We start from the raw sequence: 13151 nt of genomic DNA on the forward strand, positions 1-13151 counted from the left end.
AGAAAGTTCATAACAATCGAATCAAACCAAGAATTATTTACCTTACGAACATAATTAAATCAGCAAAATTACAACACTTTCCTTAAGTTTACAAAAATAAGGAATATTTTTCTACCCTTATTTACTCACTCCAATATAATCAAATAGTTTCTGTTCAACCGGTTTTGAGAAGTGAAAAATGGTTAAAATAAGAAAGTCAAATCTATTAACAAAAGTTTGTGCTATAATGAACTGTTAGCAAAACGGGGACACCGTTTATTTTAAGCAAGGAGCGATTTTCTTAATGATAAAAATTGAAATACCTAATCCTGATATAGTGATTACGAAGAAAAACCAAGTTGGAGAAAAAGTAGAGGCGCCGCTAAGCAGCGTTTATGGATTTACTGATTACAATAAGATCCCAAGAGACAAAGGCGGGATTATTTTATTTTCAAACGCAAATGACGAATTATTATTTGTAGGAAAAGCAAGGAAGTTGCGCCCTCGTGTAAAAAGACATTTTGAAGATACTGTTTCGCCGATCAAATTACATCGTGATGAAGTTTATCGGATTGCAGTTTGTGTTGTGGAAGATCCGATGGAGAGAGAAATTTATGAAACCTTTATCATTAATACACTACATGCAAAATACAATATCGATAAAGTTTTTTATAAATAAGCTTCCTAATGGTGAAAAGAGCGGGTCGATCCAAAAAAACCTGCTCTTTTCTTTTTTTGCCTATTCAATTAACTAATATCGCCATATTTCAGAATCATTTCCTTCTCAATATGACTTGCACGAATTCCAAACCTTGGCTTGACTACTTCCACCTCTTCACCAAGTAAAATCTTGATGGCTTGATACGGCAAGTTAATCCCTGACAAGCAACTAATGTGCATTCCCCCGCTCATTCGCGGATTAATCTCCAATAGTTTCGGCTCACCAAAGTTGTTGTATTTTACCTGAATATTGAATACATATGGCAATTTAAACTCTTGGTGAAAATCGTGTGCTAATTTAATGAGTTCCGCCTGTTCCACAAGCTCCCTGACTCTACCATCCCCCTTCATTCGAGGAATAGCAGCATACAATTTTTCATGGGACGATAAACAATCAATACTATATTCTCTTCCCTCTAGAAATTCCAACACCATTAAGTCAGGGAATGTATCTTGCTGGCTCAAAATTTCGCAGGCATGGGCATAGGGAATACGGAAACCAATTCCATGATTGAAAAACTGGTCAATGGACACGATTTGGTCTATTATGACCCGAAATCCATTGGCACCTTCACCAATCACTGGTTTAAAACAAACCGTATGTCCTTTTTCCTTGAGTTTTTCATACGCCCTCTTAAAATCCTCAACATTATTGACGACATAATAGTCCGGAATCAAAAAGTTTGCTGCTCCGTTTGATAAAAGCTGATAGGTATCTGCTTTATTATCCATTGTCTCCATTAACTTTGCTTCAGGGCAAACTAGCACTTTAACACCTAAAGCCTCAAAGTCACTTAGCCTTTTTGAGATGAGGACATTTTCTTTCCTTGGGACAAAAATATCGATCCCATTCTTCTGACAAAATTCAAGACAAAAACCAATATATTCTTCACCAGATATATCTGGCTCGACAAAGGCGTAATCACAATTTTGTAAATAAAGGGCATCTTTGTTCGGATGTGTCCCATAAATGATAAATTTCCGCTTATCTTCATTGAACCGGATCATATCAATATAATGGGAAACCGTTGTAAACCATCTGTTAAACCAAATCTTCATTTGAATCCTCTTCCTTGTTGTATTAAGACCTCTTTCATTATAGTCATTGTTTCTTTTTTTTATAAGCAAAATTTGACAAAAAATTCATATTCCTATGTGGGACATCGAATAAAATGCCTATAAGCCCTTAAAAAAACAACAAAAAAACGCTCTACAAATGCAGAAACGCTCTCATTTCATGTTAAGTAAATATCCTGATAACATTGGCATACCAGGCATTCAAAGCATAACTGATATCGCTCCTTATCTTTTATAGGAATAGAAGATAGGTAACTACCACTAACACAATTTAAAATCTAAACAAGACTTTTTATATTATTTAATTTGGACGCAAATTCTTTGATGGCCTCATAATCTAAATTGGATTGATCGATGGTTGCACCACTCACTTTTTTTACAATTTGTTTTTCTATAAAGTTCATTTCTGATAAGAGAAATTCACCGCCAAATAACCCCATTGCCGTGGAATTTTTGCGTAATTCTTGTGGAAAGGCATTGTTAAATTGCTCAATCGCTGTCTCACCATCGTGCATGCAACAAAGGAAAAGACCTATTTCTTTTTCCAAAAGCGTATCAAGATTGTTTCCTATAAACTGTTTTATTTTCCTTTGAATATTCCCTACATGAATCGAGCCGTCAATGATAACGGTATCAAAACTAACAAGGTCGAACTTTACTTTCTCCTTCTTTAAATCCACCGTTAAAACTTCCCCTTCAAGACTTTCACTTAAAAATCTTACTGCTTTTTCTGTAGTCCCATGAGACGAGCAATTCACAATTAAACTTTTCATGTCAATTACCCCTCCTTCATATTACATTACAAAAAAAACGGCCACATTTACTTGCTATCGTGCCGGGTATGAAGATTTAATCTTATTATATAACTAAATTCAATCCTCGACTGTGGTAATATTGGCAATATTATTACAATTAAACAAAGGTACAACATGGTGTCAGGCACCATGTGAATAATTCACAATAGTGTCAGGCACACCTTCTTAATCACTGCCTACATCAAAAAGGAAGAAGGCTCTCCATTAGAGCCTTCTCCTTATTAGTGGTTATGCTATTTGACTCCACCTCTTACCAAATAGACACGTTCAGGACGACCCACCGTTCCGTAAGCTAAATCTGCTGCAATTTTTTCCTCGGCCATGAGATGTTCAAGATACCTTCGGGCCGTTGTTCTGCTAACGCCTATTTCTTTGGCGACGAATTCTGCTGTTAACCCGAAATCGACTTTCGACAGGACATCCAAAACCTTTTCAAGTGTAAGCGGATCAATTCCCTTTGGCAAATAAGCTTTTTCGCTAAGGGATCGATCTATTTCTTTTCGCAGCAGCTTGTCCACCTGTTGTTGGGTGACATGGAGATTTTCATTCCTCAACTCAACTAGCTTTGTATGAAATTCCTGATACCTAAGCAATGATTGTTTGAATCTCTCGAATATCACCGGCTTAATAATATAATCAAACACACCTATACTAATTGCCTCTTGAACCTTATGAATCTCTTTTGTGGCCGTAATCATGATTACATCCATTTGTTTATTTTTCTGCTTTGTTTCTTTAAGTAAATCAATTCCATTCATGTCTGGAAAATATACATCCAGCAAGAGAAGGTCGGGCTGTAGTAGATCAATATAGGTCTTTGCTTCTTGATAACTTGCCGCAATTCCGACCGTTTGAAAACCAGCAATCTGTTCAATAAATCTTTTTTGAATTTCTGCAATTCGTAAGTCATCCTCAACAATTAAGACTTCTATATCCGGGTTCTGCTTCATTCAAACACCCCCTGCTTTTTGGTATCGCTACTGTGAAAATAGTCCCTTCCCCTTCATTCGAGGAAAAGGTGATATATCCCCCTAGGCCCCTTATGGCTTCCTTAACAAGACTTAACCCAATCCCCGCATTGCTTTGACGATTTTTCGTTGAAAATCCATCTTGAAAAATTTGTTCACTTAGGCTCGTGTCAATGCCTTTGCCGTTATCTTCTATTTCAATAATCAATTCTTTTCCCAGGTCTGTTAAAAACAAAGAAACTCTTTTTTCTTCCTTACCATTTTCTCTTACAGCATCGAAGGCATTATTGACAAGGTTACCTATAATTGTGACTAACGTATCCCTACTGATTTCCGCTGGAACATCCTTAAAGCTGCTCTCTCTGTCTATTGTAAAATTGATTTTTAACTCGCTCGATAAACTAACCTTACCTAAAATAAATCCGGCAATTATCGGGTCAGGAATTTCCTTCATTAAGAAGCTAATGAAACCTTGCGCGACATCCACTTCCCTTGAAATGAAATCAATCGCTTCTTTATAAGAACCAAGCTGAATCAAGCCAAGAAGTGTGTAAAGACGGTTGGAATATTCATGTGTCTGTGCCCGCAGGCCCTCAGCATATGCTTTCACATGGGACAATTCCTGAATCAGATTGGAAAGCTCTGACTTGTTTCTGAAGCTAGCAACTGCTCCAATTACTTCTCCCTTTTTATTAAAAATGGGAATACGGTTAACCAAAAAAACCTCGCCGAAAATGGTAAATTCCCGATCATACTCCGCAAGCCCCGTTCGAACAACTTCATATAGATGCGTATTTTCAAGCACATCTTCAATTCTTTTTCCACGGAGAAGGATCTCGCTCGGAACATTGAGAAATTTATGTGCAGTTTCATTGACAACTGTTATTCGCCCATTCGTATCGACTGCGATAATTCCTTCATGGATGGATTCTAATATGGCATGTTTCTCCTGGTACATCCAAGCTATTTCTTTTGGTTCAAGTCCAAAAATCGCTCTCTTAATATTTAAGGAGATTAATAGTGCTGCTAGTAATCCTCCTAGTAAAATAATCATGGTTGTGATAAAGATTTTTCTTCTTATCTTTGATACTTCTTTTTCAATATCCGTTTGAAGATATCCTACTGAAACCACTCCAATAACTTGGCCATCACTAAATATGGGTGCTTTTCCTCTCAAGGAAGGCCCAAGGGTTCCAATCGATTCTGAGATAACCGATTCTCCTTTAAAGACTCGTTCATTATCTCCGCCAACCATTTTTTGTCCTAATCGGTTCGGGTCTGGATGTGAATAGCGAATCTCCTTTCGATTCCCGATAACAATAAATTCCGCTCCAACCTGTTTTCTAATTTTTTCTGCGATCGGTTGTATAATGGCAGCAGGATCGGAACTTGAAAAGGCTTTTTGAATCTCTGGCATATTTGAGATGGACTGTGCCACCGATAAGGCCTTCGTCCCTTTTTCGTGCTTAAGATTGGATTCCATAATGTTTTTAAAAGTGATTTCAAAAACCCCGCCAATTAGGATGATTAAAATAAAAATACCTAACATTAATTTCGTATGTAATCGCATACAAACACCTCTACATCTATCATATAGAAAAAAACCCCTTAAAAAAAGGGGTTTTTTGCAATAATCAGAACTTTAAAAAGATTATCCTTCTTCGTTAATAACGACATTTTTTCCTCTCATCTTCATTATGACCGGAATAACCAACCAAAGAACGGTCATAATTAAGAAACTTAATGAGATAGGGCGTGTGAAAAAGGGTCCAAAATCTCCATTTGAAATCGTTAAGGCTCTTCGCAGGTTATTCTCAAGCATTGGACCTAGTACAAGTCCTAACACCAATGGTGCAATCGGGTAATCATGTTTATTAAGAAAATAGCCAACTAAACCGCATCCTAATAGAAGCAACAGATCATTAATCGACACTTGAACTGCATAAACACCGAAAATAGAGATGGCAATAATGATTGGAATCAAATATTGCTTGGGTGTCTGAATGATTTTTGCAAAAACCTTTACGAGCGGGAGGTTGAGTATTAACAACATGATATTTCCAATAAACATACTCGCAATCAACCCCCACGCTACCTGGGGATGATCTTCGAATAATAACGGACCGGGCTGAACATTATACATCATCAGTGCCCCCATCAGTATGGCGGTCGTGCCGGAGCCCGGAATTCCTAATGTTAACAATGGGATCATTGCTCCGCCTGAAGCGGCATTATTCGCAGATTCTGGTGCTGCCACACCAGCAATCGCCCCAGTTCCAAATTTTGATGGGTCTTTGGAAATCTTCTTTTCTAATATGTAAGAAAAAAAGGATGCTAGAGTAGCGCCCGCTCCGGGTAGAATCCCGATAAAAAAACCTAAGATGGACCCTCTGGCGATTGGTCCAGCTGATTCTTTCAACTCTTCTTTAGAAGGCAGTAAATTATTAATCTTTGCCATTTGTGTATCTTCTTCATCTTTTTCTAAGATGGTCTTAAACACCTCGCCAAGGGCAAACAAACCTACGGCAATGGTCAAGAATTCAATCCCTTGGTATAACCAAGGAATATCAAAGGTAAAACGGCCTATCCCAGAAACATTGTCAATTCCGATCGTAGCAAGGAGCAGCCCACTTACCGTCATAATTAAGGCTTTCGTAACGGACTTTCCTGCCAATCCGCTAACAGCCCCTAGTCCTAAGAGCATCAGAGAGAAATATTCAGCAGGACCAAATTTAAGGGCTAGATTTGACAATGGTTTCGCTAAGGCAATTAGTGCGACCAACGTGACGATTCCTGCCACAAACGACCCAATCGCTGCAATAGATAACGCACTCCCTGCTCGTCCTTTCTTTGCCATCTGATAACCATCTAATGTTGTCACTACGGACGATGACTCGCCAGGAGTATTTAATAGAATAGAGGTGGTTGATCCTCCATACATGGCTCCGTAGTAGACACCAGCAAGGAGAATGATGGCACTAGTTGCGGCTTGTTCAGGAGGAAGTCCTCCCGTAATAGAAGCGGTAACAGGAATAAGCAAGGCAACACCGCTCATCGGACCAATCCCCGGTAACACCCCAACGGCTGTCCCAATCAAAACTCCAACAAATGCAAAAAGTAAATTATACCAAATAAGTGCCGAACCGAATCCGTGCATCAAATAATCAAGAGTATTCATTACATATCCCCCTTTCCTTCCAAGAAACGTGGTGCCTGACACCATAACTTAATTGACTAAAACCAAATTGGCCAACCTGGAAGCGTTCCTTTTAATACTTCGACAAATAAGAAATAGACAAATCCGGAAAAACATCCCGCGATTATTAGTGAGGTCAGCCATTTAGCACGTTCCATTGTCTGAAAGCAGACAAAAAGAAATAAAAATGTTGTGATCACATAACCAACAGATTCTAGTGTCAAAATATAGATTAATGTGGCTGCCAATATAATTAAAAAAGGCTTATACTGCAATTTTTCTTTTTTCTTTTCCTGTGTTTTTCCATTAAAGGTTTCATAAAATAAGCGAATACTTAAGATCGTCAGCACTATCCCAAGAAAAAATGGAAAAATATCCGGACCGACTACACTTCCATAAGAAGAGCTTGCAATACTTCTGCTTCCGATAATAAATAGGACTCCTACAGCTAGAAACACTATAGCAGCGATGCGATCAAATTTAATGTCCATCCGCAATCCCCCCAATCCGTGCGATTTTAAAATGAAAGGGAAGGAGAAAGTCGTTCCTTCCCTCTCGGATTACTTTTACTTCTGCATTCCTAATGCTTCTAATAATTGTTGTACTTGTGATTCCTGATCATCTAAGAACTTTTTAAAATCTGTCCCATTTTTATACTCTAATTCCCAGCCTTGTGTCTCGACTTCTTTTTTCCATTCAGGTGATTGAACTAACTTATCAATGGTTTTTTCCCAATAAGCTTTTGCTTCATCGGACATTTTTTCTGGACCAAATACACCACGCCAAATCGTAAATTCTGCATCGACACCTTGTTCCTTCGCTGTAGGGACATCTTTAAAGTCACCTGATAAGCGTTCAGTGGATGTAATCGCCAGCACCCTTACTTTGCCTGCCTTAAGAAACTCTTTTACGCTAGAGGCATCCGTCCCAATGACATCTGCGTTTCCTCCAAGTAATGCGGTAATCGCTTCGCCACCGCCATCATAGGAAACGTATTTAATTTTGGTTGGGTCAACCCCATATTTATAGGCTGGTAGAATGGAAACTAAATGGTCCATCGAACCTGGTGCCGAGCCACCAGCAAAAGTCAACTTACTAGGATCCTTCTTTACTTCTTCCAAAACCGATTTTAAATCTTTAAATTTGGAATCGGCTTTAACAACTATCGCTCCATAGTCTTTCGTAAGTTGTGCTAATGGTGTGGTATTCTTATAACCGTACGGACTGTTTCCTTCTTTCTTTAAATTGTTGATAATAATCGGCGGTGAATTGACAAATAGCATGTCATTATTTTCCACTTGCTGGGTTGCATATTCCGCCATAAAAACTGCTCCACCGCCGCCAGGCTTATTCTCAACTGTCATTGGCTGTTTTACAAGCTTTGTTTCACTTAACACTTTTGTAAACGAGCGGGCTGTTAAATCCCAGCCTCCACCTGCTCCTGAAGGTGCTACCACGCTAATGGCCTTTGTTGGATAACCGGTGCCTTCCTCTTTTTTACTTGTACTCGCTGTTTCCTTACTGCTGCAAGCCCCCAAACTTAATGCCAATGCTCCTGCACACATTACTGCTGAAATTCTTTTGATAGAAAACATTTCATTTCCCCCTTTGTAAACGTTTTCTTAACGTTTTCTTAATTTTACAAAAATTTTGAGGTTTTCATAGATTATTCATTTAAACAGCATTAAAAACTTAACTGCCATTTTGTTCATAAAGTTCATGACTTTAATGGCCTATTTTCAAAACGCGAAAAAACTCCTGCAACAAGATACAGGAGTTCTAGATTTACAATAATAAAATGGAACCATTATCTTACCAAAGTATGCTTAAAAAAATTATTGGAAGGTTTTCTTTAGGTATTTCCCTATTTCGCTTACAGCTTTTTTCGCTTCAGGTAAAGTATCACCACTAATTTGCCAGACATGCCACATCTTGTCCCAAACTTTAAAAGTGACATCAACACCTGCATGACGTGCTTTTGTGGCGAGCAATTCTGCATCGCTTTGCAAGATCTCATGATTCCCTGCTTGGATGAATAATGGCGGAAGCCCTGTCAAGTCTGCAAAGACAGGTGATACGAGCGGATGGTTGAGGGAATTTTCATTCCCCGCATACATTAGTGCTGCATCCCTTACACCTTGTACACTTAAATAGGGATCAACCTCCTTGTTTTTACGGTAACTTTCCCCGCTGCTGGTTAAATCGACCCAAGGAGAAAGACAAACAATTGCCCCCGGCAGCGGTTCATTTTGATCCCTTAAGACCAAAGTAGCAGCAATGCTTAAGCCACCTCCTGCAGAATCTCCTGCCAAAATTATCTTGGAGGAATCATAACCTTGTCGTAATAGCCAGCGGTACACGGTAACAGCATCCTCGATTGCAGCTGGAAATGGATGCTCTGGTGCAAGACGATACTCCGGAAATAACACCTTTACACCCGCCGCTTTCCCAATCCGAGCCGCTAGTGGGCGGTGGGTATTGGCTGAACAAAATGCATAACCACCACCGTGTAAATAAAGGATCACCTTGTCAGCTAAAATGTTTTCGGAACTAAGCCACTCAGCGTACAAGCCTTCAATTTCAAGTTGCTCAACCTGGCAGTTTTTTGGGAGTTTCCCCAGTTTTCTTGCAGCCGTGTCGAGCATCTGCCGCTGTTCATCCATTGCTCGATCTGATATCCCCTTTTTTAGGGCTCTTTTTACCGAAAGTTTAATTCCTTTTTCAAAAAAATAGCTTCGGATACTTGGCATCTTCATACCTCCATTAATCCAGAATTTGCTAATATCATTATACTAGAAAAACCTTCTATTAAATCAATGCTTTCAACAATATTGTAAATATTCTGTAACCATTCTTCCATTTCGGCCTACCTGTAGTACAATTGTAGTAACTGGTAGATATTTTCGGAGGTTTTCCAATTTATGAAACGACTGACTGACCATTTAATTATCATTTCATTTGATTGCCTTTCAGCCTTAGATTTTCCTAAGTTAAAAGAACTACCACACTTTCAAACCCTATTAAAAAATGGGGCCTATGTAGAAAAAGTCGAATCCATTTACCCTTCTGTCACTTATCCTTGTCATGCAACGATTGTCACTGGTAATTATCCGAACCGCCACGGTGTAATTAATAACACACTTATACAGCCAGGCATGGTTTCTCCTGATTGGAACTGGTTCAGAGATTGTATTCGAGGAACAACCTTGTATGACGAAGTAAGAAAGGCAAATATGACAACAGCTGCTCTATTATGGCCAGTAACAGCCAAAGCAAAAATTGACTATAATATGCCCGAAATTTTTGCGAACCGCCCTTGGCATAATCAAATTCTTGTTTCACTGATGAGTGGAAGTCCCCGCTTTCAGTGGGATCTAAATAAACGTTACGGTCATATCCGAAAAGGCCTTAGGCAACCGGAATTGGATGACTTCGTCTTGGAGTCAACCGTCGATACCATTAAAACCAAGAAGCCGAATTTATTGATGGTCCACTTTACGGATTTGGATACCCAGCGCCATTATCACGGTTTTGCTTCAGAAGAAGCACTCGCGGCGATCGACCGCCACAATAGCCGACTTGGCAGAATTATCGAGGCCTTAAAGGAAAGCGGAATCTATGAGAATTCCACTATAGTTGCACTAGGTGATCATAGTGCATTAGATGAAAATAAAGCCATTAACCTAAATGTTCTCTTTCATGAGCAAAATCTTATAACCACTAATGGAAAAGGAAAAATAATTAATTGGAAGGCATATTGTAAAAGTTGTGATGGCTCCGCATATATTTACATTAAAGACAAAAAAGATTTAGACACACATGATAAAGTAAGACGATTGCTAGATTCCTTGTATGAGGATTCTGAAAACGGGATTGAAAACGTTATCATTGGGGAACAAGCTGCGGAAAAAGGCGCAGATGGAACGTGTTCCTTTATGGTTGAAGCCCAAAGAGGATATTTCTTTTTAGAAGACTTCGAAGGAGAGTTCATCAAAACGATCACGAAGGAGGACGTAAACGCGAATCATAAATACACATTGGCCTGTCATGGCTATTCACCTGAGAAAGAAAATTACGGAACCATTTTTATGGCAGCCGGAAAAGGGATAAAATCAATCACCCTGCCTTCAATCCGTCTCATTGATGAAGGCCCCACATTCGCAAGGCTTTTAGGCGTAAATTTAGGCCAAACAGATGGAAGGGCTATAGAAGAGATTTTGAAAAATGAAAAGGAGGAAAATCTATGAGTCGGATGTCGAAACAAGAAAAAGGCTGGGTGTTATATGATTGGGCTAACTCTGCTTATTCGATCCTAATCACCACGGCAATATTTCCGTTGTATTTTAAAGCGGCTGCAAACGATGCGGGGCTTGCTGCTACCACTTCCACTGCCTATTGGGGATATGCTAATTCGTTTGCCACTCTGCTTATTTCGCTTTGTGCCCCAATTTTGGGAAGTATTGCAGATTTCAAAGGGTTAAAGAAACGCTTATTCACCTTTTTCTTTGTATTAGGGATTGTATTTACCTTGCTGCTTGCTGTTGTTCCTAGTAATCAATGGCTAATTTTATTAATTTGTTACATGGTTACCGTTATTGGTTTTGGTGGAACAAATATCTTCTACGATGCCTTCCTTGTCGATGTTACGACCGAGGATCGGATGAATCAGATATCTTCAAAAGGCTATGCGATGGGTTATATCGGAAGTACGATCCCCTTTATTATCAGCATTGCCCTGATCATATTATCGCAGCAAAACATTCTCCCCTTATCTGTTACGGTTGCAAGTCAAGCGGCTTTTGCGATTACCGCCTTATGGTGGGGCTTATTCACGATTCCGATGCTAAAAAATGTAAAACAGGTATATTATAAAGAGGCTGTGTCAAACCCCATTTCCAATGGCTTCAAACAGCTGTTTGAAACATTCAAGAAAATTAAGTTATACCGTCCATTGTTTCTGTTTCTAATAGCCTATTTCTTTTACATCGACGGAGTTAATACGATTATTACCATGTCTACAGCATACGGATCCGATCTAGGAATCACTTCTACTAATCTACTCATTATCTTGTTTGCAACACAAGTTGTGGCTGCACCGTTCGCCATTTTATATGGGAAACTTGCCGATAAATTCAAAAGCAAAACCATGCTTCTGGTTGGAATTTTTGTTTATATTGTCATATGTACGTATGCTTATTTCTTAAAAACGACATTAGATTTTTGGATTTTAGCGATGCTCGTTGCCTCCTCACAAGGCGGGATACAGGCCTTAAGCCGCTCCTTCTTTGCCAAACTTGTTCCAAAAGAACATGCGAATGAGTTTTTTGGTTTCTATAGTATTTTTTATAAATTCGCAGCCATTTTAGGGCCGTCTCTTATGGGTTTCACCTCATATATGACCGGCAATACCAATAGCGGCGTGTTTAGCTTAATTGTTCTTTTCATCATCGGGGGCATCATCCTCCTGCGAGTACCGGAGTCCACCAGCATATCACAATCAAATTCTATTTCTCAATAAAAATTACTAGACCTCACCTTGAGGTCTATTTTTTTTGATAAAATGGTGCCTTACACCAATAATTGGGCGAATTTAAGAATCTACAATCTTTAAAAAGAGCGCGTTTATTTTTTACTTTTTATGAAGTGAACGATTGTCCCACCAATAATAGAACCAATCGCAACGGATCCAAACATCATAAAATAGATTCTCTCAGCTAAATCAGCCATTCCTTCATCTGGATAAAATAACGCCTTCGCCCCCATAATGAGTGCCCCTACTAAAAAGAATACCGCTGGGATCCAGTTTACCCATCTAGAATCTATTTTCATTAACACGAATGGAATGACCATCCCAATAAGAACTAACCCACAGAAAAACATGTGCACCCATCCCTCCTTGTAAATATTATATTCACCTTTTGAGTGGGACGTTCTTTAAAGATGGTGTATCCCAAATAAAAAAAGCCGGAAAGTTTACTAATATTAGTACCTTTCCAGCAAGGGAGTGCTTAGATTTACCTATTTCATATTAATGAAAGTTGGGACATTGGCAATTCTCAAATTTTTACAATGTCCTAAAACTATCTAACTGTTACCGCCACATTTGTTAACAATATATTATTCGACGTTTCTTTCAATCTTCTTCTTAAATAGACCTAATTTCCTATGTAGAGTAAGAAACTGATTTCAATGGGATAGCCTCACGGCTGTCTCTTTTACTTTCAGTTCCTCCTCATCAAACCGTACGTGAGGTTTTCCCTCATACGGCTTTCCGACGTTCTTCTTTCTTTGGCTTTACGGTAACTAACTAGCTAATTTCACTAAAATATGTTCAATTTCTTTTCTTACATCCTTCATATTCCCATGTTTCTTTCGATTATTCTTTTTCTTGTTGTA

At 38.8% G+C, this 13151-nt stretch carries 12 protein-coding genes; 3 read left to right on the forward strand and 9 right to left on the reverse strand.

Going from position 1 to position 13151, the window contains the following annotated elements; translation table 11 throughout:
• The first annotated feature begins 283 nt into the window (after window positions 1-283).
• Entirely contained in the window at window positions 284-658 is a 375-nt protein-coding gene (locus J7E63_RS02020; protein WP_215010060.1) for a nucleotide excision repair endonuclease, read from the forward strand.
• Window positions 659-726: 68 nt separating this feature from the next.
• Here J7E63_RS02020 and J7E63_RS02025 read toward each other — a convergent pair whose 3' ends face one another.
• The 8 genes from J7E63_RS02025 to J7E63_RS02060 form a co-directional block, all read right to left on the reverse strand.
• Window positions 727-1758 (reverse strand): ATP-grasp domain-containing protein, encoded by a 1032-nt coding sequence (locus J7E63_RS02025; protein ID WP_215010061.1) that lies wholly within the window; start codon window positions 1756-1758, stop codon window positions 727-729.
• 296 nt (window positions 1759-2054) lie between these two features.
• Entirely contained in the window at window positions 2055-2549 is a 495-nt protein-coding gene (locus J7E63_RS02030) for a flavodoxin domain-containing protein (protein ID WP_215010062.1), read from the reverse strand.
• Between the two features lie 275 nt (window positions 2550-2824).
• Entirely contained in the window at window positions 2825-3541 is a 717-nt protein-coding gene (locus tag J7E63_RS02035; RefSeq protein ID WP_215010063.1) for a response regulator, read from the reverse strand.
• Window positions 3504-5129: an ATP-binding protein gene (locus J7E63_RS02040; protein WP_215010064.1), complete on the reverse strand. Its 1626-nt coding sequence runs from the start codon at window positions 5127-5129 to the stop codon at window positions 3504-3506. The genes J7E63_RS02035 and J7E63_RS02040 overlap by 38 nt, the downstream gene beginning before the upstream one ends.
• An 81-nt stretch (window positions 5130-5210) precedes the next feature.
• The gene (locus J7E63_RS02045; RefSeq protein WP_215010065.1) at window positions 5211-6737 is read right to left on the reverse strand and encodes a tripartite tricarboxylate transporter permease; all 1527 of its coding nucleotides are present in this window, start codon (window positions 6735-6737) and stop codon (window positions 5211-5213) included.
• A gap of 56 nt (window positions 6738-6793) precedes the next feature.
• The gene (locus J7E63_RS02050) at window positions 6794-7246 is read right to left on the reverse strand and encodes a tripartite tricarboxylate transporter TctB family protein (RefSeq protein WP_215010066.1); all 453 of its coding nucleotides are present in this window, start codon (window positions 7244-7246) and stop codon (window positions 6794-6796) included.
• Window positions 7247-7321: 75 nt separating this feature from the next.
• Window positions 7322-8350 carry a Bug family tripartite tricarboxylate transporter substrate binding protein gene (locus tag J7E63_RS02055; protein ID WP_215010067.1) on the reverse strand — a complete coding sequence of 343 codons (1029 nt, stop codon included), beginning with the start codon at window positions 8348-8350 and terminating at the stop codon, window positions 7322-7324.
• Window positions 8351-8590: 240 nt separating this feature from the next.
• Entirely contained in the window at window positions 8591-9505 is a 915-nt protein-coding gene (locus J7E63_RS02060; RefSeq protein ID WP_215010068.1) for an alpha/beta hydrolase, read from the reverse strand.
• A 171-nt stretch (window positions 9506-9676) separates the two neighbouring features.
• On the opposite strand from J7E63_RS02060, the gene J7E63_RS02065 reads away from it, so the two are divergent.
• Complete coding sequence (locus J7E63_RS02065) at window positions 9677-11002, forward strand: alkaline phosphatase family protein (RefSeq protein ID WP_215010069.1); 1326 nt, start codon at window positions 9677-9679, stop codon at window positions 11000-11002.
• A complete protein-coding gene (locus J7E63_RS02070) occupies window positions 10999-12273 on the forward strand; it encodes an MFS transporter (protein WP_215010070.1) in 1275 nt (424 codons plus the stop codon). Before J7E63_RS02065 ends, J7E63_RS02070 begins: the two co-directional genes overlap by 4 nt.
• A gap of 104 nt (window positions 12274-12377) precedes the next feature.
• Here J7E63_RS02070 and J7E63_RS02075 read toward each other — a convergent pair whose 3' ends face one another.
• On the reverse strand, window positions 12378-12641 hold the full coding sequence (locus tag J7E63_RS02075) for a hypothetical protein (protein ID WP_215010071.1): 264 nt from the start codon (window positions 12639-12641) through the stop codon (window positions 12378-12380).
• Between the last annotated feature and the right edge of the window lie 510 nt (window positions 12642-13151).

The organism is Bacillus sp. ISL-75, from assembly GCF_018613095.1.